Annotated in this window: 18 protein-coding genes and 1 riboswitch; of the genes, 11 read left to right on the top strand and 7 right to left on the bottom strand. The window is 67.1% G+C overall.

All coding sequences use genetic code 11. From position 1 onward, the window contains the following. Positions 1-59 precede the first annotated feature (59 nt). Genes BLT71_RS20185 through mnhG form a run of 6 tightly spaced genes read left to right on the top strand, consistent with a single transcriptional unit; the run spans position 60 to position 6617 of the window. The gene (locus BLT71_RS20185; protein WP_091723677.1) at positions 60-3074 is read left to right on the top strand and encodes a Na+/H+ antiporter subunit A; all 3015 of its coding nucleotides are present in this window, start codon (positions 60-62) and stop codon (positions 3072-3074) included. Then, entirely contained in the window at positions 3071-3697 is a 627-nt protein-coding gene (locus BLT71_RS20180; RefSeq protein ID WP_091723676.1) for a Na(+)/H(+) antiporter subunit C, read from the top strand. Before BLT71_RS20185 ends, BLT71_RS20180 begins: the two co-directional genes overlap by 4 nt. Further along, positions 3694-5385: a Na+/H+ antiporter subunit D gene (locus BLT71_RS20175; RefSeq protein WP_091723674.1), complete on the top strand. Its 1692-nt coding sequence runs from the start codon at positions 3694-3696 to the stop codon at positions 5383-5385. Before BLT71_RS20180 ends, BLT71_RS20175 begins: the two co-directional genes overlap by 4 nt. Continuing rightward, on the top strand, positions 5382-5927 hold the full coding sequence (locus BLT71_RS20170; RefSeq protein WP_091723673.1) for a Na+/H+ antiporter subunit E: 546 nt from the start codon (positions 5382-5384) through the stop codon (positions 5925-5927). The genes BLT71_RS20175 and BLT71_RS20170 overlap by 4 nt, the downstream gene beginning before the upstream one ends. Beyond that, positions 5924-6202: a monovalent cation/H+ antiporter complex subunit F gene (locus BLT71_RS20165; RefSeq protein ID WP_091723671.1), complete on the top strand. Its 279-nt coding sequence runs from the start codon at positions 5924-5926 to the stop codon at positions 6200-6202. Before BLT71_RS20170 ends, BLT71_RS20165 begins: the two co-directional genes overlap by 4 nt. Before the next feature lie 4 nt (positions 6203-6206). Then, positions 6207-6617, top strand: a complete 411-nt coding sequence (mnhG, locus tag BLT71_RS20160; protein WP_091724223.1) for a monovalent cation/H(+) antiporter subunit G — start codon at positions 6207-6209, stop codon at positions 6615-6617. A gap of 32 nt (positions 6618-6649) precedes the next feature. Here mnhG and BLT71_RS20155 read toward each other — a convergent pair whose 3' ends face one another. The 6 genes from BLT71_RS20155 to BLT71_RS20130 form a co-directional block, all read right to left on the bottom strand. Continuing rightward, complete coding sequence (locus tag BLT71_RS20155; protein ID WP_015938803.1) at positions 6650-6913, bottom strand: DUF4235 domain-containing protein; 264 nt, start codon at positions 6911-6913, stop codon at positions 6650-6652. A 58-nt stretch (positions 6914-6971) separates the two neighbouring features. Continuing rightward, positions 6972-9170, bottom strand: coding sequence for a hypothetical protein (locus BLT71_RS20150; RefSeq protein WP_091723669.1), 2199 nt, complete (start codon positions 9168-9170; stop codon positions 6972-6974). 94 nt (positions 9171-9264) lie between these two features. Next, positions 9265-9504 (bottom strand): CDGSH iron-sulfur domain-containing protein, encoded by a 240-nt coding sequence (locus tag BLT71_RS20145; protein WP_091723667.1) that lies wholly within the window; start codon positions 9502-9504, stop codon positions 9265-9267. A 46-nt stretch (positions 9505-9550) separates the two neighbouring features. Continuing rightward, positions 9551-10606, bottom strand: coding sequence for an iron-containing redox enzyme family protein (locus BLT71_RS20140; RefSeq protein WP_091723665.1), 1056 nt, complete (start codon positions 10604-10606; stop codon positions 9551-9553). Then, entirely contained in the window at positions 10603-11082 is a 480-nt protein-coding gene (locus BLT71_RS20135; RefSeq protein ID WP_091723664.1) for a DUF4383 domain-containing protein, read from the bottom strand. Before BLT71_RS20135 ends, BLT71_RS20140 begins: the two co-directional genes overlap by 4 nt. 143 nt (positions 11083-11225) lie before the next feature. After that, positions 11226-11777 carry a heme-degrading domain-containing protein gene (locus tag BLT71_RS20130; protein ID WP_091723662.1) on the bottom strand — a complete coding sequence of 184 codons (552 nt, stop codon included), beginning with the start codon at positions 11775-11777 and terminating at the stop codon, positions 11226-11228. 96 nt (positions 11778-11873) lie between these two features. Beyond that, positions 11874-12011, top strand: a riboswitch (TPP riboswitch). A gap of 66 nt (positions 12012-12077) precedes the next feature. Between BLT71_RS20130 and BLT71_RS20125 the strand changes: the two genes are divergently transcribed. Genes BLT71_RS20125 through BLT71_RS20115 form a run of 3 tightly spaced genes read left to right on the top strand, consistent with a single transcriptional unit; the run spans position 12078 to position 15051 of the window. Continuing rightward, the gene (locus tag BLT71_RS20125) at positions 12078-12701 is read left to right on the top strand and encodes an ECF transporter S component (RefSeq protein ID WP_091723660.1); all 624 of its coding nucleotides are present in this window, start codon (positions 12078-12080) and stop codon (positions 12699-12701) included. Next, complete coding sequence (locus BLT71_RS20120; RefSeq protein ID WP_091723659.1) at positions 12701-14254, top strand: ABC transporter ATP-binding protein; 1554 nt, start codon at positions 12701-12703, stop codon at positions 14252-14254. Before BLT71_RS20125 ends, BLT71_RS20120 begins: the two co-directional genes overlap by 1 nt. After that, the gene (locus BLT71_RS20115) at positions 14251-15051 is read left to right on the top strand and encodes an energy-coupling factor transporter transmembrane component T family protein (RefSeq protein WP_091723657.1); all 801 of its coding nucleotides are present in this window, start codon (positions 14251-14253) and stop codon (positions 15049-15051) included. The genes BLT71_RS20120 and BLT71_RS20115 overlap by 4 nt, the downstream gene beginning before the upstream one ends. A 4-nt stretch (positions 15052-15055) precedes the next feature. On the opposite strand, the gene BLT71_RS20110 is transcribed toward BLT71_RS20115, so the two are convergent. After that, positions 15056-15904: a glycoside hydrolase family 25 domain-containing protein gene (locus BLT71_RS20110; protein ID WP_091723655.1), complete on the bottom strand. Its 849-nt coding sequence runs from the start codon at positions 15902-15904 to the stop codon at positions 15056-15058. 179 nt (positions 15905-16083) lie between these two features. Between BLT71_RS20110 and BLT71_RS20105 the strand changes: the two genes are divergently transcribed. Then, the gene (locus BLT71_RS20105) at positions 16084-17607 is read left to right on the top strand and encodes a UDP-N-acetylglucosamine 1-carboxyvinyltransferase (protein ID WP_091723654.1); all 1524 of its coding nucleotides are present in this window, start codon (positions 16084-16086) and stop codon (positions 17605-17607) included. A gap of 66 nt (positions 17608-17673) precedes the next feature. Beyond that, on the top strand, positions 17674-18894 hold the full coding sequence (locus tag BLT71_RS20100; RefSeq protein WP_091723652.1) for a glutamate--cysteine ligase 2: 1221 nt from the start codon (positions 17674-17676) through the stop codon (positions 18892-18894). Positions 18895-18910 lie beyond the last annotated feature (16 nt).

Raw genomic sequence — 18910 nt, 5'->3', positions numbered from 1 at the left:
ACATTTTGCCGCCTGCTCCAACTTTTGACAATCGAATTCCTGACGTTGCGGAGATACCAGTGATCACAGTCCTTGCCGTGCACTTTTCGGTGGCTGTGCTGGCGCCGTTGTTCTTCAGGAAGTGGGGCCGCAACGCATTCTACGCTTTGGCAGCCGTACCCGCTGCCTCGTTCGTCTGGCTCCTGTTCCAGTACGGCCCCGTCTATTCGCAACAGGGTGCGGTGGCCGAGGTCATCCCCTGGATTCCCGGCCTCCACCTCGAGTTCGCCTTCCGCATGGACCCGCTGGCCTGGGTGATGTCACTGCTGGTGCTGGGTGTTGGTGCCCTGGTGCTGCTTTACTGCGCCCGGTACTTCAAACGGAAAGACCAGGACCTCGGCGCGTTCGGCGCGCAACTCCTGGCCTTCGCGGGCGCCATGTTCGGCCTGGTGGTGGCCGATGACCTGCTGCTGCTCTTCATTTTCTGGGAACTCACCACCATCCTGTCCTACCTGCTGATCGGCTTTGCCCGGACAAGGCTGGCGGCCCGGCGCTCGGCGCTGCAGGCCCTGATGGTCACCACCGCCGGTGGCCTGGCCATGCTGGTGGGAGTCATCATGCTGGGCCAGACGGCCGGAACCTACCGCATCTCTGCCATCCTCGAACAGGCCCACGTGCTCGCGGAGGGCCCGTCCGGCGCCGTGGTGAGCGCCGCCGTCGTGCTCATCCTGGTGGGCGCCATCACCAAATCCGCGCTGGTTCCCTTCCACTTCTGGCTTCCCGGCGCCATGGCCGCCCCCACCCCGGTCAGCGCGTACCTGCACGCCGCCGCCATGGTGAAGGCCGGCATCTACCTGGTGGCACGGCTGGCGCCCGGATTCGCGGAGACGGCCTACTGGCAACCCGTGGTGCTGGGCCTGGGCCTGGCCACCATGCTGGTGGGCGGCTACCGTGCGCTGCGCCAGACCGACATCAAACTCATCCTCGCCTACGGCACCGTGAGCCAGCTGGGCTTCCTCACCATGGTGGTGGGCCTCGGCACGCCGGACGCCGCGCTGGCCGGCCTGGCAATGCTGCTCGCCCACGGCCTCTTCAAGGCGACGCTCTTCCTGGTGGTCGGCATCATCGACCACCAGTCCGGAACGCGCGATGTCCGGAAGCTTTCGGGCGTCTTCAGGTCCTCCCGCGCCCTGGGGATCGTGGCCGGTATCGGTGCCGCGTCCATGGCCGGCATTCCCTTCCTTGCCGGGTTCGTGGCCAAGGAATCCGTGCTGGAAGCGTTCGTCCACCACGCCGGGGACCCTGACGCCGGACCGTGGGGCATGGTGGTCCTGGTGGGGCTGGTCGTGGGTTCAGTCCTCACCTTCGCGTACAGCGCGCGCTTCATGTGGGGTGCCTTCGCCGTCAAACCCGGCGTGGAGCCCACCCAGTTCAAGGCCGTCCGGCCTTCCTTCATCGCAGCACCGGCCATCCTGAGCGTCCTGACCATCGCCTACGGCCTGTGGCCGGCACCGGTTGACACCTGGATCCAGCCGTACGCCGCGCTGTTCGCGTCCACAGCGCCCGACGCCGGAACACCGGCCGAGCAGGCCGGGCACCTCGCGCTGTGGCACGGGCTCACCCCCGCACTTGGCCTGACGACGCTCACCTTTGTCCTCGGCGCTGCGATGTACTTCGGCCGCAACGCCGTGGCCCGGGCGCAGGCGCTGGTGCCGGACTGGGTGGATGCCGACCGCGGCTACCAGCTGACCATCGGTGCGCTGGACGACATCGCCGTATGGATCACCGGCCGGACCCAGCGCGGTTCGCTCTACTTCTACCTCGCCGTCATCCTCACAGTGGCGTTTGCCCTGCCCCTGACCGCGATCCTCTTCGCCGGCAAGCCGCTTCCGGACAATATCTACCTGGTGGATCCGGGCTCTCCGCTGCAGATCGTCGCGGGAATCGGCATCGTGATCGGCGCCCTCGCGGCAGTCAAGGCGAACAAGCGCTTCCTCGCCGTCCTTATGGTGTCGGTTACCGGCTACGGCATCGCCCTGATGTTCGCCCTCCAGGGGGCCCCCGACCTGGCACTGACGCAGATGCTGGTGGAAACCATCATCCTGGTGGCCTTCGTCCTCGGCATGCGCCGCCTCCCTCCCGAACTGCGGGACCGTACCGGCGGCAAATACCGTGTGGTCCGTGTCATCATCGGCGCAGCCTTCGGAGCCACCATGGTGTTCGCGGCCATCTACGCCATGGGCGCCCGCGTGGCCCAGCCCATCTCGCTGCAGTTCCCGCAACTGACCTACGAGGGCGGCGGCGGACTGAACATCGTCAACGTCACGCTGGTGGACATCAGGGCCTGGGACACCTTCGGTGAAATCACGGTGCTGGCACTCGCCGCCACGGGTGTTGCGAGCCTCATCTTCGTCCGCGGCCGCGGTGACCGCCTGCGGGCCTCAGCCTCGGTGGCGGAAGGAACCGTGGGCCGCTTCCATGGCGTGGACCCGGGTTCCCGGGATGGCGCCGCCCTGGCCATCAGCAGGAAGTTCGCCACGGCCACCCGGGACGCCTGGCTGGTGGCCGGCCGGACGCTGGCCCCGGAACGCCGCTCCATCATCTTCGAAGTGGTCACCCGGTTGGTCTTCCACTCGCTGGTGATCTTCTCGCTCTACCTTCTGTTCGCCGGCCACAACCTGCCCGGCGGCGGCTTCGCCGGCGGCCTGACGGCCGGCCTGGCCCTGACCATCCGCTACCTGGCCGGCGGGCGGTTCGAACTCAGCGAGGCCACTCCCGTCAGCGCCGGTGGCCTGCTGGGCATCGGCCTGGCCACGGCGGCGGGCTCCGGTGTTGCCCCGCTGTTCCTGGGCGGCCAGGTGTTCCAGAGCGCCATCATCCAGTTCTGGCTGCCCGTCTTCGGGGACATCAAGTTCGTCACGTCGACCATTTTCGACATCGGCGTGTACATCGTGGTGGTGGGCCTGGTGCTGGACGTGCTGCGCAGCCTCGGCGCTGAAGTGGATGAACACATCGAGGAGCGGGGCTCCGAACCCGCAGAGTACGAGGAACCCGAAGACATGCCAGCCGAAACCATCTCAGGAGGCAAGGCATGAGCATCAACCTCGCCCTGCTCCTGGTCATGGGTGCCCTGTATGCCTGCGGCATCTACCTGATCCTGGAACGCAGCCTCACCCGCGTCCTGCTGGGGCTCATGCTCCTGGCCAATGCCACCAACCTGCTGATCCTGGCCACCGGCGGCTACTCCGGCCTGGCCCCGCTGTTCTCCAAGGAAACCGCTGCGGGGGACTACAACGATCCGCTGCCGCAGGCGCTGATCCTGACGTCCATCGTGATCTCGTTCGCGGTGACCGCCTTCATGCTCGGCATCATCTACCGGACCTGGGTGCTGGCGCGCGAGGACGAAATCCAGGATGACGTGGAAGACCTCCGCGTCGCCGAAACCCCCAGCTTCGACGCCGAGGACGACGCCGAGATCCCCGCCGAAACGTCCGAATTCCCGCTCACCATGCTGGGCGGCGACGGGCAGGACATCTCAGACCACCGAACGGGGTCAGGCGATGACACGTCCGGCGGACGTGAGGCCGGCGCCCGGGTGCACGGCGGTACCGCCACCGTGGTGGCGGGCGACCGCGAAATACCCACCGAGAACGCGGCCCAGGAAGAAAAACCCGGCTCACCCAACGTCAAGCCCAGCCCGGAAGGAGGCGGACAGTGAACATCGCCAGTCTGGCCCCGCTCGCCGTCGTACTTCCCATCCTGGGCGCCGCCCTGACCTTCCTGCTGATCCGGCACTCCCGCGCCCAGCGGGCCGTCAGCATCGGACTGCTGTCCCTGACCCTGCTGCTCGAATGCTTCCTGATGGCGGCGGTGTGGGACGGCGGCACCGTGGCCGTCAGCATCGGCGGATGGATTCCGCCATGGGGCATCGTGCTGGTGGTGGACCAGTTCTCGTCACTGATGCTGGTGGTTTCCTCCGCCGTGAGCCTCGCGGTCCTCGTCTACGCCACGGGCCAGGGCATGGCCGACGGCGACAAGGACGCACCGGTATCCATCTTCCACCCCACCTACCTGATCCTGGTGGCCGGGGTGTCCAACGCATTCCTCTCCGGTGACCTCTTCAACCTCTACGTGGGCTTCGAGATCCTGCTGACGGCAAGCTACGTCCTCATGACGCTGGGCGGCACCGGGCCCCGCATCCGCGCCGGCGTCACCTACGTGGTGGTGTCCGTGGTGTCCTCTGTGCTGTTCCTGATATCCATCGCCATGGTCTACGGGGCCACCGGAACCGTGAACATGGCGGACCTGGCCATCAAGCTCGGCGAACTGGACCAGGGCACCAAGACCCTCCTCCACGTCATGCTGCTGGTGGCGTTCGGCATCAAGGCCGCCGTCTTCCCGCTGTCCTTCTGGCTGCCTGACTCCTACCCCACGGCCCCCGCCCCGGTCACCGCCGTGTTCGCCGGCCTGCTCACCAAGGTGGGCGTTTACGCCATGGTCCGCACCGAGACCCTGCTGTTCCCCGGAGACACCCTGAACACGCCGCTGATGATCGCGGCGCTGCTGACCATGGTGGTGGGAATCCTGGGTGCCCTGGCGCAGAGCGACATCAAACGTCTGCTCTCGTTCACCCTGGTCAGCCACATCGGCTACATGGTGTTCGGGCTGGCCATGTCCTCGGTTGTAGGCCTCGCGGCCGCTATCTTCTACGTGGCCCACCACATCACCATCCAGACCAGCCTGTTCCTGGTCACCGGCCTGATCGAACGCCGCGGAGGCAGCTCCTCCGTGGACCGGCTGGGCGGGCTGGCCAAGATCTCGCCGCTGCTGGCGCTCCTCTTCTTCATCCCCGGCATGAACCTCGCGGGCATCCCGCCCTTCTCCGGGTTCCTCGGCAAGGTGGGCCTGCTGCAGGCCGGCGTGGAACTTGGAACCCCGCTGGCCTACGCCCTGGTGATCGGCGGCGTGGTGACCAGCCTCCTGACACTGCTGGCCGTGGCCAGGGTCTGGAACCGTGCCTTCTGGCGGCGTCCTGCCGACGCCGAACACCCGGATCCCGTCCTGTTGGCCGCCCCCGGGCAGCCGGTGGAGGAGGAAGTCGTGGACGACGAACCCGTAGCGGACGGGACCGGCAGGACCGGCCAGGCAGTGCCGGTCCTCAGCAGGGCGGGAAACGGTGGCAGCAGCACGCTGGTCCGTTCCACCCTGATGCCCCGCACCATGGTGGGCCCCACCGCCGGCCTGGTGGTCCTCGGCATGGCGCTGACAGTCTTCGCCGGACCCCTGTTCGGCCTCTCGGACCGGGCAGCGGCAGACATGCTGGACCGCGGCCCCTACATCCACGCTGTCCTGGGTGACGACGTAGCGGTCCCGGCCGTTGGGACACCAGCAGGAGGAGGAAAATGAGCCGCCGCCGTATCTCCCTGCGCCAGGAGCTTCCGCTCCTCGTCTGGCTGGTCATCGTCTGGGGCGCCCTCTGGCAGGACTTCAGCCCCGGCAACCTGCTGTTCGGGGCGCTGCTGGCCATCGCCGTCGCCCGGCTGTTCTACTTGCCGCCCGTGGAGCTCAGCGGACGCTTCAACGTCCGGCACGCCATCCCCTTCGCGCTGATGTTCCTGGGCCGGGTGGTGGTGGCCAGTTTCCAGATCCTCTACCTCGCCGCCGTCCGCGGACCCAAAGTGCACAACGCTGTGGTTGCCGTGACGCTGCGGAGCCACCAGGACCTCATCGTCACCGCCACCGGGCACGTGATCTCGCTGATCCCGGGCTCGCTGGTGGTGGAAGTGGACCGGTCAACCTCCACCCTGTACCTGCACGCCATCAACATCAGCTCCGCCGAGGACGTGGAAAACCTGCGCAATGAAGTGCGTGACATCGAAGCCAGACTCATCCGGATCATGGGCACCAACGAAGAACTCGCCATCGTTCGGGCGGAGGCCGCAGCATGATGCAGGTGGTCCTGGCCGTCACGGCCGTCATCCTCTCGCTCGCCGCCGGCGGGGCAATCATCCGGATCGCCCGCGGCCCGTCGCTGCTGGACCGGGTGCTTGCCTCGGACGTCCTGCTGGCCATCCTGGGCGCGGCGCTGTGCATTGACATGGCCGTGAACCGGCACCTGAACAACCTGATGCTGGTGGTGGCCATCTCCGTGATCGGCTTCATCGGCTCAGTGACCGTTGCACGCTTCGTGGCCGACCGGCGGGAGCACCCCAGTGAGCCCTGACATGATGACCCCGGACCTGACCAGCCTGGACGGCTGGATTGACGTGGTATCTGCCGTGTTCATGGTGGTGGGAGCCATCATGTCCCTGGGCGCCGCCATCGGCCTGCTGCGCTTCCCGGACCTCCTGAGCCGCATGCACGCCGCCACCAAGCCGCAGGTGCTGGGACTGTTCCTGCTGCTGGCCTCCATTGGGCTGCAGATGCGCACGTGGTGGGTGTGGCCGGTCCTGGTGGTTGCCTGGATCTTCCAGCTGCTGACGGTTCCCGTGTCCGCCCACATGGTGGGCCGCGCCGGGTACCGGACCAAGCACCTGCACCGGGAACTGCTCACCTCGGACGAGCTTGACGCGGTAGTGCAGAAAGCCGCCGCCCAGGCCGCCCGTGAGGACGGCGAGGACGACGGCTCATCCCGCTGAAGCCAGCTGGCGTGCGGGGACAGCGTGGGTGTTTAGACGATGTCCTGCGTCTTGGCGAAACGGGTGATGGCGCGCTGCGTGCCGCGGTTGGCCAGGACCTGGATGATGGTGCTGACGAACGCAGAAATCAGTGCGAACGTCAGGGCCGAGCGAAGGCTGGTGGGGACGTCCTCGCCCTTGCCGGTGGGCGGCTTGTTGCCGGTGGTCTTTTCCCAGATGGTGTTGACCAGCTTGGTGCCGGCAAATCCTGCACCCAGGCTTACGCCGGTGCCGAGCAGCTTGATGAGAAGGTTCATTCCTGGTACTCCTTGCGGGCGGTAAAACGGTCTGCACCCCACCCTACTGGCTAAGTTCCTACGGCGCGGGGATGAGCCCCTCCCATGCCACTGTCCAGTCCGCCGGGAAGCCTGGAGCGTGCCGCGCCGGACCGCCATCCCATCCCGCAGCCATGAGCGCCACCGCCGCCAGCAGACCGCCGTTGCCGGGCAAGTACAGCGGGAGCGAATCCGTCTGCCGGTTGTGCCCGTTGGGCAGGACCAGGTTCTTGGCCGCGTCCATCAACAGCGCGTCCACGGCGGCCTCAGGGGCTTCCAGCCGGGCGGCCGTCATGGCCATCACGGGGTAGTCCCAGCCCCAGGTGCTGTCCCAGTCCCAGCCGGCCAGTACGTCAGCCAGCGTGGCACGCATCGTTTCCGGGTCCACCAGGTCCGTGCGCGGGAGCACCCCCAGGGCGCACAGCATCGAGGGGTGGTCCGTGCGGATGGTGAAGGGCTCGACGTCGATCGCCGCGTACACGCCGTCCACCACCCTGGGCGGGACCATGCCGTCCGCTACCGCCGCCCAGGTGCCCTCAGCAGGCAAGCCCAGCCGTTCCCGCCACGTGTTGGCCACCCGGAGGGCCCACTGCCAGTAGGCAAGCTCGAACGTGGGGTTGGTGACCGTCCCGCGCACCGACTCGTAGCTCTCCTGCGCCGGCACCAGGGGCGGGCCCAGTTCGAAGCCCCGGTCCGTGGGGTGCGCGAAGGCGGCCATGAACTCCGCGGTTTCGAAAACCACCGCGGCGAATTCCTCCAGGAGTTCCTGTGATGGTTCGGCCCGGTAGGCCAGTTCCGCCAGATGGATGGGGTGCGGCTGCTGCCAGATCAGGAAGGTGCCGATGGGGCTGGGGCTTTCCCGCCCGTCCGGACCCACCTGCTTGGGCCAGCGGACGCCGTCGAACCCCTGGGCCTTGGCCGTCTGCCGCGCGGGTTCCAGGACGGAGGCGTACCAGCGGAGGGCGGGCAGCAGGAGCTCCGTCCGGTTCCACGTGGCGAAATGGGCGGCATGCCACCAGTGCATCTCGAGGTGGAAGCGGCCGCGCCACGAGTTGCAGACCAGCCCCGTCTCCTGCGGCGGCAGCGATCCGGAGCAGTTGATGGCGGTGAGGTACTGGGAGAGTACAGTCCGGCGTTCGATCTCACCGGCGCGGGGATCGGCTGTTCCGGAGAGGTCGACGGCGCCGCCCGACTTCCAGAATTCCGGCCACGCCGTGCGGGACGCGGCAATGGCGGCGCTGCCCGGTGCCGCTGCCACATCCGGTGCGGCTGCCAACTCGGGGGCCGGTTCCGATCCCGGCACTGAACGCCCGCCGATGCCGCCGTTGCCACGCGGAAGGCAGTCACCCTGCCCCGTGCTGATGAAGTGCACGCTGAAGTCGAGGCTGTCCTGTCCTTTGGCGGCCCGGATGAGCACTTCGTGCGGGCCGGCCTGCTCGAGCTCCAGCCCTGCACCGCTGACGGCCACCTGGTACCCGGAACCGTCCAGGCAGCGCGAAATCAGCCAGTGGCGGCGCGGGCCGGCGGCGTGACGTTCTTCAACGGTGGTGGTGTGTGCGGCGGGCCTGTTCCAGTCCGCTGCGTTGTGCCAGCCCTCGGAACCGTAGGGGAACGTCAGGGACACGGCCAGGCCGTCCGTAAGGGCAGGGGAGAGGATGCGGAAGCCCAGCTCGTCCCTGTCCAGGCGGCAGGCCGTGGTGACGTTGACCGGACTGCCGTGCAGGCTGAAGATGCTGGTGGCCGTGCCGGTCCAGAGGTCCAGGACCTGGTGCGCGCCGGTGATGTCGTCCCGGGTGAGTGCGGGGGCATCCCTTCCCGGGAGCGCAAAGCCGATCTGGCCCAGGTCCAGCCGGTGGGGGTTGGCGCGGAGCCAGGTTTCCGCCCGCGATGACTGCGTTTCGCGGCCATCCACGATGGCGCCCACCATGTCCACATAGGGGACAGGGCCGCGCGGTGAATCGTAGAGGACCGTGGAACCGGCAAGGGTGTACTCCTGTTCCGGCGGGATGGAGTGCCAGCCCCACTGCGCCTGCGTGCCCAGCAAAGTGCCGGGCGGCAGGTCATCCCTGGCGGCCACCGGATACTCACCGGGAAGGGACTGCATGCCGGTCAGGTCCATGGTGAAGCAGAACTCACCGTTGCCCACCGAGGCGGGACTCCTCGGGTCGAGGCTGTCCTGTTCCACGTTGTGGCGCCGTACCAGCGCTTCGCGGTTGATCACGGTGGGCTGGCTGTGCACGCCGCACTCCTTGGGTCATGCCCGGGCCCGGTCCGGCAGCAGGCAGCTCAGAAAACGCTTTCCCGCCCAATCCTTGTGCGCACCCCCGGCGGTGTCAACTGTTCGGCGGCAGGGGCGGCTCCGGGAGGGAGGGGTCGGAGCGGAACTTGATGAATTTGTGTGTGCCGTCGCAGTACGGCTTGATGGCCGATGCGCCGCACCTGCACAGTGCAACCGTCCTGCGGTCCCGGGGGACGGGGTCGCCGGATGTCGTGACGATTTCGAAATCACCGCGGACGATCAGTGGACCGTCCGGGCAAACCACGATCGAGCTCTCTGGCTGGTCCTGCTTCATATTCGTTTCCCTTCCAGCTCGGCGGGCCGCCGGCAACCGAACTTGGTCATGCGGCGGCCGGTTCTGATGCCCGCAGGGAGGTCCGGCCGCTGTCCCAGGCGGCCAACAGGTGGACGGACATCCTGGCATCGACGGCCATTGCCGCTGCAGCGCCGAAAAGGACATCGTCCAACAGCGCAGGTTCGGCTTCGACGAGGCCTCCGGCGAGGTCCCGCCCGGCAATCTGCTCGTGCACGGCGTCGGCTTCGACGTGTTCATCGAAATAGTGGGTGACGTCAGTGCCGAAGCCATGCCGGCGGAAGCCGTTGGCGTCAAAACGGTTGGGCTGCGACGAGGTCATCTCGTAAATGGCCAGGTGCCCCGTGATGGCACCGCGCAACCGCCGGTTCAGTCCGCACATGGACATCAGGTTCACCGCAGCCAGGGATATGGCGGGAATGGTGTCAATGTAGGCCCCGTAGCGGTCGTCCAGGCCCAGGCCGCGCATGCTGCGGGCAAAGAGTACGCTGTGCATGCGCTCGGGACGGCCGCCACCGTACTCGTCAGCCTGGATTTCGACGAGGGCCGCCTTGGGCCGGCCTGTCAGCCGCGGGATCGCCCACGTGTGCGGGTCGGCTTCCTTCAGCTGGTAGATCGACTTGTGGATCAGGAATTCCTTGAGCTGGTCCAGGCTGGCCTTGCGAGCGACGTACCGGGAGACGCTGGGTCCGGTATCGGAGGACGCCAGGGTGAACAGCACCTGGGCTACCTGGTCACTCGTCGGATTGTCCGCCGGCTGGAATTCCAGGCCTGCCACCGTTTCGTGGGCGGCGGAGCGCAGAGCGGCTTCGAACGGTTTTTCGAGCAGCCTCCGCACCCGCAGGAGGTCCGGTTCCCACTCCCACTCGTCAGTCACGCCACCCAGGCCGGAGTAGTGCAATTCGTACAGGCAAAAGAGGGTCAGCTGAAGGTCGTCATCGCTGATGATGTCCGTGGTCTCCGCCAACTGCGCGGCGGCGAGCCGGTGGAGGAGATCCAGGTCCTCGGCAGCGTCCTCCGGGCGTCCGGACAGGACGGCGCGCAAGGCACTGCTGACGGGGCCTTTCGGGGAGGGGAATTTCATGGTGCTCCTTGATGGTGCTCTCGATTGGGTGCGGTGGCTTTCGGGGTGCGCGGCGACAGCAGGACGGCAAGAAAAACCATGCCCAGTCCGAGGCTGAGGTGCAGGACGTTGTCCGGGTGGTTGGCCGGAAGGAAGTTGGCCGGGGTGTCATCGGCCACCAGCAGTCCGTAGACCCAGAGGGCAAGGTGGGCCACGCCGCCGTATATGAAGAAGCTGCGGGCGTGCCGGTGGGTCCGGCACATCAGGATTCCTGAGGCTCCGAATGCCCCGTGCAGCAGATTGTGGAGCACGGATACCTGGAATTTGCCGAAGAGTTCGGCGCCCGAGCCAGGCCCGGCAAAACCGAGGTGGTGGAGATTGTGGGTGACGCCCGGGATGAACCCGAGCACACCCGCAGCCAGGAGCAGGATGCCTGCGGAAAGCGAGGCCCATTGCAGCCCTGAGCGGGCAGCCCGGGTTAGGGTACTTGCTGCCACGTCCTGTACTCCTGGGGTTGCCGGTAACAAATATAGTAAGCATGGTTACTAATAAAAAATAAGCAAGCTTCCATATTTGCCTCCGGGTCGCCCGGATGCCCGGTGGTTGAACCCCGGCTTCCCTGCCCCTGCAATAGGGTTGTTTAGCCTTCGGCCGCCGACCCCGAAGTACCCAGCACCCCGCGCATCGCTTCCACCACCAGGTGGTGGTCCGCTACCTGAGGAAGCCCGGACACGGTCACCGTGGCAACCGCGCCCACGCGCGTGACGTAGACCGGGAATGCACCGCCGTGCGCAGCGTAGCGGGACTGGTCGAACCACGCATTGTCCTCGATCCGCCCGCCACCGGCCCGGCCGCGCAGGCCCACAAGCAATGACGGCACCTCGTAGCGGGCGGCCGTGCGCTGCTTCGCGCGGACCCAGTGTTCGTTGTCCGGGGTGGCTCCGGGGAGCGCAGCGTGGAAGAGGACCTGCTCGCCTTTGGTGATGTCGATGGCGATGGGAAGATTCCGCTCTTTGCCGAGCTCCACCAGGAGCAGGCCAAGGTTAAGCGCGTCATCCGGCGAAAAGCCGGGGAACTGCAGTTCCCTGATCTCCGCCTCAATCCGGCCGATGAGGGCCTGGAGGGAACCTTCCGGCTGGGCGTCGGCGGAGTCGGGATCGTAGTCAGTCACATCTGGCGGGTTGGCAGTCATGGCCCACAATCTACCGCCCTCCAGGTGTAAACTTGAGCACGCCCGGAAGGGCGCGAAACATTCAAACGCAAGACATCCACAGCATCATCAACAACACATTTACGACAGGGGAGCGCCGCCGTCGGCCCCGGCACCAGCCGGGAAACGCAGGTGGGCGCTGAGAGTGCGGACAGCCGCAGACCCTCGAACCTGATCCGGTTAGTACCGGCGCAAGGGAGTCGAGTTCTCGAAGTGCGCGGGAAATGGCGGCAGCAGCCGGCACCCGCGTCCACTTTCCCCTCCTGTTTCCAGGAGGATCACATGACTACTTCAGCAATCAAAAAGCCCGCCAGCAGGTCCTGGCGCGTCGTGGACATTGTGGTGGCGGCCCTGATCGCCATCGCCGGCGGCGTCATCTTCTGGGCCTGGTCCCAGGGAACCGCCGCAATTTCCGCGCCGATGAACGCGGCCTACCCGCCCCTCACCGGCCTCCTGGCCGGGGGATGGATGATCCCTGCGGTCCTGGGCATGCTCATCATCCGCAAGCCCGGCGCCGCCCTGTTCTGCGAGACGGTCGCCGCCACCGGCGAACTGCTCATGGGCTCCCAGTACGGCGCCTCCGTGCTGTTCTCCGGGTTCGTCCAGGGCCTGGGTGCCGAGATCATTTTCGCCATCTTCGTCTACCGGAAATTCAACCTCCCGGTCTCCCTGCTGGCCGGTGCCGCGGCGGGCCTCTTCTGCGGCCTGAACGACTCCTTCGCGCCGTGGGGCTGGAACATCGCCTACTCTGGCGGTGACAAGCTCGCGTACATCGCCTTCACCGTTGTTTCCGGGGCCATCATCGCCGGCGCGCTCGCCTGGATCGCCACCCGTGGCCTTGCCCGGACCGGCGTGCTGAGCTCCTTTGCATCCCGGAAGGCCGCTACGGAGCCCGTCTTCTCCTGATGCCGGCACCTTCCCACGCGGCCGCACCCCAAACGGTGCGGCCGGCCACGGTCACCGCCCGCGGCTGGGGCTGGCGGCACGCGGGCCGCACCACACCGGCCGTCCATGCCCTCGACCTCGACATCAGCCCGGGTGAGCGGGTACTCCTGCTTGGCCCGTCCGGGGCAGGCAAGTCGACGCTCCTCCATGCGCTCGCCGGGGTGCTGGGCGATGCGGACGACGACGGCGAGGCAGGCGAGTCGGACGAGACCGGTTCGTTGCTGGTTGACGGCGGTTCGCCCCGCGGCCAGCGGGGCCGCGCGGGCCTCATGCAGCAGGATCCCGAGACCCAGGTGGTCCTCTCCCGGGTAGGCGACGACGTCGCCTTCGGCGCCGAAAACCTCGCCGTGCCCCGCGACGCCATCTGGCCGCGCGTGCACGAGGCGCTGGCCGACGTCGGGCTGTCCCACCTGCCGCTGGACCACCCGACGTCGGCTCTGTCCGGCGGGCAGAAACAGCGGCTGGCGCTTGCAGGCATCCTCGCGATGCGGCCCGGGCTGATCCTGCTCGATGAACCCACCGCCAACCTGGACCCGGCCGGTGTCCTCGAAGTCCGGGACGCCGTGGCCCGCTGCCTGGACAAGACCGGCGCCACGCTGGTGGTGGTGGAGCACCGGGTGTCCGTGTGGAAGGACCTCGTGGACAGGATCGTGGTGCTGCAGCCCGGCAGCGGCGCCAACCCCGCGGTGCTCCTGGACGGCCCGCCGGACCGGGTGCTGGCCGAAGCGCGGACCATGCTGACGGCCGCCGGTGTCTGGGTGCCCGGATACGTTCCGTCCACCCGCGCGCGGGCCGCGGAACAGGCCTACGGAACCGGAAGCCTCCTGCTGGCCGCCGAAGACCTGGCCGTCTCCCGGCAACGCCCGCGCCGAAAAGGCTTCCGCAAAGTTCCGCCGGTGCCGGTGCAGGAAGGCATCATTGCCCAGGTCCGCGCCGGGCAGGCGCTCGCTGTCACTGGACCCAACGGCGCAGGGAAATCAACCTTCGCGCTGACCCTTGCCGGACTCCTCAACCCGGTCAGCGGGACGGTATCCGCCACGACGGACCTCAGCCGCGGCGCCGGAATCACCCCGTATCAGTGGAAGGCGGAACAGCTGATCGAGCGGATCGGCACGGTCTTCCAGGAACCCGAGCACCAGTTCGTCACCGGCAAGGTCCTGGACGAACTGGTCTTCGGGCCCCGGCACCTGGGGCACGGTGAAGACAAGGTGGATGAGCTGCTGGAACGGTTGCGGCTTACCCACCTGGTGGACGCCAACCCGTATACCCTGTCCGGCGGCGAGAAGCGGCGGCTTTCCGTGGCCACGGTCCTGGCGGCCAGCCCTCAGGTACTGGTCCTGGATGAGCCCACATTCGGCCAGGATGCCAATACCTGGGCCGAGCTGGCATCGTTCCTCTCCGAACTCCTGGACGCCGGAACGGCGGTAGTGTTCGTGACCCATGACGCCGAGTTCACCGCGGCCCTTGGTGGCACGGAACTCAAACTTGCGGCGGCGGAAGCGGTGGCGCCATGAGGCAGGAACTGAACCTCCGCGGAAACGCTGCGCTCCTGGCCCGCGCCAACCCGCTGAGCAAGCTGGCCGCCGTCGTGCTCATCACGGTGGTCCTGGCGCTGTCCATCGACTGGGTGTCCGCGTCCGTGGCGCTGTTTTTCGAACTGCTGCTGTTTCCGCTTGCCGGGCTCACGCTGGGGCTGCTGTGGCAACGCGGCTGGCCTCTGATCCTCGCTGCCGCCGTGGGCGGGTGGAGCACCTCCATCCTGGCGCCGGACAGCGGCAGGACACTGATCGACGCCGGCATCTGGACCATGAGTGAGGGCTCGCTGGAGACCGGCGTGGGTTTCCTGCTGCGCGGCCTGGCCATCGCGTTGCCCGCAATACTCCTGGTGAGCTGCACGGACCCCACCGACCTCGCTGATGCGCTGGCGCAAAAGGCCCGGCTCCCGCACCGGTTCGTCCTGGGCACCCTGGCGGCGATGCGCCTCGTGGGGCTGATGGCCGAGGAATGGCAGACTATCGGCATGGCCCGGCGGGCCCGGGGAGTTGGCTCACGCGGCAGCGTGCTGCAGCGGGTGAAGGCCACCCTGGGGCAGAGCTTCGGGCTGCTGGTCCAGGCGATCAGGCGGGCGTCGCGGCTCGCGGTCACCATGGAAGCGCGCGGTTTCGGCGGCGGGCCACGCACGTGGGCCCGTGAATCCACCTACACGCTGTTGGATGTGTGGGTCCCGGCCGGCGGCCTGGTAATGGCCGGCCTGGCCGTCACGGCGGCGGTGTCAGCCGGCACCTGGAACATGGTGTGGGCCGGGAACTGACCCGCTAGGTGCAGGCGTGGTTGTAATCCAGTCCGGCGTGGATGAACTGCGTCAGCACAACTTTCCCGCCGCCGGTCAGCGGGGACTTCGAACATGCGGTGGCCGCTGATGCTGCGTTCCGGGATCCCGCCAGCCAGCTGGGCAAGGGGTAGAGGTTGCTGGAGGTGCTGACGTTCCCCACGATCCTGTGCCACTGCTGGCCGGTGGAGTAGATCCCCACACCTGCTGCGTCGATGCTGTGGAAGAAATCCGTCATGCCTTCCAGGACGGTGCGGTTGGCATCCTTGCTGCTGGACCAGGTGTTTTCGGTTTCCACATCCAGCCACCAGACGTAGTCCGCAGGGTCCGTCACTCCGCGGACGTAGGCGGCGTCAAAGGCCTTGGCGTAGCCGTACATGTAGGCGCAGGCCGTGCCGTAGTCCCCGGTCTTGCAGGATCCGTATGGGTTGTGCACCTTCGAGCCGGTGGGGTATTCGTCGCTGACAGGCCACCAGGAACCGGCCCGCCCGGGATTGGCAGTATTGATGTAGAGCTGCGCCTTGGGCTGCGAGGCTACTGCCCCGGATGACGATTCGGCCCATTCGAGCTGTTCCTGCAGGCACGGGTTGGTGTTGTTGGCCAAACCGTTATTGACGCCCACTATGGCGAACGCCTGGTCTCCGGGCAGTTCTGCGTTGCATTGGGGCCAGGAAACGTCGTTGCCGAGGAAGGACTGGCTGCTGCCGCCCCCCTGCGGCCCTGCCGGGGAATCGGTGGGATCAGCCCACGCGGGCCCGGCGCAGGTGAAAAGTACTGCTGCCACCAGCAGCCATGCCAGCCTGAACACTGGCAGGTGGGCTCGAGTCCGGGGCATGTGGGGCTCCGTTTATTGCTTGAAGAAACTTATGTTCCAGTCTCCCGCGGTATCACGGAGAGGACAAGGCGCAACGCCGAGGGCCGGCTCTATCGCATAGAAAAGATATCGAAGGAGCTTGATGGAGCCGTAACCCGCCTAATTGGCCACCAAAAACTCATAGATGATATATTCGCTGCATGACCCAGGAAACCGCTGAACACGTAGCCGTCATGCTCAGGAACGCCCGGAGCGAGAAGGGCTGGACCCAGGGCCAGCTGGCCGCCGAGCTGGGAACCAGCCAGAGTGCGGTGGCCCGGATGGAGCAGGGCAAACAGAACCTGAGCCTGAAAATGATCCAGCGCCTCGAGACCATCTTCGACCGGAGCATCGTCAACGTGGGTAAACCGCAGATGACCCACCTACGGGTGGAGGGCGGGCGCACACTGTCCGGCTCGGTTGACGTGAACAGCAGCAAGAACGCCGGCGTTGCGCTGCTGTGCGCCAGCCTCATCAACCGCGGCACCACGGTCTTGCGCCGCCTGGCCCGGATTGAAGAGGTTAACCGCATCGTGGAGGTGCTCACCAGCATCGGCGTGGAATGCACCTGGCTCAACGCCACCGACCTCCGCCTGCGCCGGCCGGCCGTCCTGGACCTCGACTCGATGGACGTGGAGGCTGCCCGCCGCACCCGCAGCGTCATCATGCTGCTGGGTCCCCTGCTGGACGAGTCCGCCGAGTACAGGCTTCCCTACGCCGGAGGCTGCGACCTCGGTACCCGCACCGTTGAGCCGCACATGCAGGCCCTGCGCCAGTTTGGACTGTCCGTGGAAGCCACGGCCGGTTTCTACGCTGTCCAGGCGCCGTCGGCTGATTCACGGGACCGCTCCTTCGTCCTCACCGAGCGCGGCGATACCGTTACGGAAAACGCCATCATGGCGGCCACCCACCGTGAGGGCACCACGGTCATCCGGAACGCCAGCCCCAACTACATGGTGCAGGACCTCTGCTTCTACCTGCAGATGCTGGGCGTCACCATCGAAGGCGTGGGCACCACCACCCTGAGGATCACCGGCAAGCCCGTCATCAACGCCGACATCGAGTACTTCCCGTCCGAGGACCCCATCGAGGCCATGAGCCTGATCACCGCGGGCATCGTGACGAACTCCGAGGTCACGGTCCGCCGGGTGCCCATCGAGTTCATGGAGATCGAACTGGCAACGCTGGGGCAGATGGGCCAGCAGCTGGAAATCTCCGGCGAATACGTGGCACGGAACGGCCGGACCCGGCTGGTGGACGTGACCACCAAGCCCTCGGAGCTGAAGGCGCCGGAGGATAAGATCCACCCCATGCCGTTCCCTGGCCTCAACATCGACAACCTGCCGTTTTTCGCCGTCATCGCCGCCAACGCCACCGGCCAGACGATGATCCACGACTGGGTGTACGAGAACCGCGCCATCTACCTGACGGAGCTGAACCGGCTCGGCGCTCAGGTCCAGCTCCTCGATCCCCACCGGATCTACATCAACGGCCCCACCAAATGGCGCGCTGCCGAAGTGGGCTGCCCGCCGGCGCTGCGCCCGGCCGCCTGCCTGCTGCTGGCCATGCTGGCGGCACGCGGCGTGTCCGAGCTCCGCAACATCTACGTGATCGAGCGCGGGTACGAGGACCTGGCAGAGCGGCTCAACACCATCGGCGCCAGGATTGAGTACTTCCAGGGCTGACATTCACTCTTCGTCATGATGGGGCGGGGCACTTCAAATGTCCCGTCCCTGCCGCAGAATGTGACTATGCGTACCTTCGGCGTTGAGGAAGAGCTTCTGATTGTTGATCCGGAGTCCGGCGAACCGCTCGCCCTTGCTGACGCGCTCCTGTCCGGGCGGCACGTGGCGGCAGATGATTTGCCGCAGCTTCCGCAGGCACCGGCCGCCAAAGACAAAGCGGACGACGACGGCATGGGCCTGAGTGCCGAGCTGAAACTTGAGCAGATTGAGACGCAGACCCGGCCGTGCCTGGACTACGGAACGCTGCTGGACCAGATCCGTGCCGGGCGGTCCCTCGCCGACCAGGCGGCGCAGAAGAACCATGCCCGGGTTGCGGCGCTGGCAACCTCACCGCTGGGATCCACCAGCCACACCACCCCCGATCCCCGGTACGCCAAGATGCTGGAGCGTTTCGGGCTCACCGCGCAGGAGCAGCTGACCTGTGGCTTCCACGTCCACACGTACATCGAGTCGCCGGATGAGGGCGTGGCGGTGCTGGACCGGATCAGGGACAAGCTGGCGGTACTGACGGCACTCAGTGCCAACTCTCCGTTCTGGAACGGGCTGCCCACAGGCTTCGAAAGCTACCGGACCCAGGCCTGGAACCGGTGGCCCACCTCCGGACCAGCGGCCGTCTACGGTACCTACCCTGCGTACCGCAGGGTGGTCACGCGGCTCCTGGACAGCGGCGTGATGCTGGACGAAGGCATGTTGTATTTTGACGCGCGGCTCTCGCGGAACCACCCCACGGTTGAGGTCCGGGTAGCGGACGTCTGCCTGCGCGCCGACGACGCCGCACTGATCGCCTGCCTGGTGCGGGCGCTGGTGGAGTCGGCCAGCAGGGAGTGGCGCGACGGCGTGGACCCGGCTCCGGTCCCCACGGTCCTGCTGCGGATGGCATCATGGCAGGCCAGCAACTCCGGGCTCACGGGCGAGCTGCTGGACTTTGGCAACTTCCGTCCGGCACGCGCCGCCGATGTGGTCCGGTCGCTGGTGGATTACCTCGCCCCGGTGCTGGACGAACAGGGTGAGCTGACACTCGCCCGGCAAAGCGTGGAGGACATCATTGCCCGCGGCACGGGCTCGGCTGAGCAGCGCCAGGTGCGGGAAAAGGCACTGGCCGGCCAGCCCGAGGACTTCGGCTTCGGCGCAGTGGTGAAGCACGCGGTCAGGGTGACCATGCGCGACGCCCTGGATCCTTCGGAAGTGGACACCGTTCCCGAACTGCTGCGGGTGCGGCAGTCCTAGACCGCACTGCCGGGCG

The organism is Pseudarthrobacter equi (assembly GCF_900105535.1).
GTDB classification, from domain to species: domain Bacteria; phylum Actinomycetota; class Actinomycetes; order Actinomycetales; family Micrococcaceae; genus Arthrobacter; species Arthrobacter equi.
This window is presented reverse-complemented; position numbering and strand designations above follow the sequence as displayed.

Bases quoted from the DNA above. Each gene is read 5' to 3' on its own strand.
- BLT71_RS20180 (WP_091723676.1), top strand. From the start codon at position 3,071: ATGAGCATCAACCTCGCCCTGCTCCTGGTCATGGGTGCCCTGTATGCC.
- BLT71_RS20170 (WP_091723673.1), top strand. From the start codon at position 5,382: ATGAGCCGCCGCCGTATCTCCCTGCGCCAGGAGCTTCCGCTCCTCGTC.
- BLT71_RS20165 (WP_091723671.1), top strand. From the start codon at position 5,924: ATGATGCAGGTGGTCCTGGCCGTCACGGCCGTCATCCTCTCGCTCGCC.
- mnhG (WP_091724223.1), top strand. From the start codon at position 6,207: ATGACCCCGGACCTGACCAGCCTGGACGGCTGGATTGACGTGGTATCT.
- BLT71_RS20155 (WP_015938803.1), bottom strand. From the start codon at position 6,913: ATGAACCTTCTCATCAAGCTGCTCGGCACCGGCGTAAGCCTGGGTGCA.
- BLT71_RS20145 (WP_091723667.1), bottom strand. From the start codon at position 9,504: ATGAAGCAGGACCAGCCAGAGAGCTCGATCGTGGTTTGCCCGGACGGT.
- BLT71_RS20140 (WP_091723665.1), bottom strand. From the start codon at position 10,606: ATGAAATTCCCCTCCCCGAAAGGCCCCGTCAGCAGTGCCTTGCGCGCC.
- BLT71_RS20130 (WP_091723662.1), bottom strand. From the start codon at position 11,777: ATGACTGCCAACCCGCCAGATGTGACTGACTACGATCCCGACTCCGCC.
- BLT71_RS20125 (WP_091723660.1), top strand. From the start codon at position 12,078: ATGACTACTTCAGCAATCAAAAAGCCCGCCAGCAGGTCCTGGCGCGTC.
- BLT71_RS20120 (WP_091723659.1), top strand. From the start codon at position 12,701: ATGCCGGCACCTTCCCACGCGGCCGCACCCCAAACGGTGCGGCCGGCC.
- BLT71_RS20115 (WP_091723657.1), top strand. From the start codon at position 14,251: ATGAGGCAGGAACTGAACCTCCGCGGAAACGCTGCGCTCCTGGCCCGC.
- BLT71_RS20110 (WP_091723655.1), bottom strand. From the start codon at position 15,904: ATGCCCCGGACTCGAGCCCACCTGCCAGTGTTCAGGCTGGCATGGCTG.
- BLT71_RS20105 (WP_091723654.1), top strand. From the start codon at position 16,084: ATGACCCAGGAAACCGCTGAACACGTAGCCGTCATGCTCAGGAACGCC.
- BLT71_RS20100 (WP_091723652.1), top strand. From the start codon at position 17,674: ATGCGTACCTTCGGCGTTGAGGAAGAGCTTCTGATTGTTGATCCGGAG.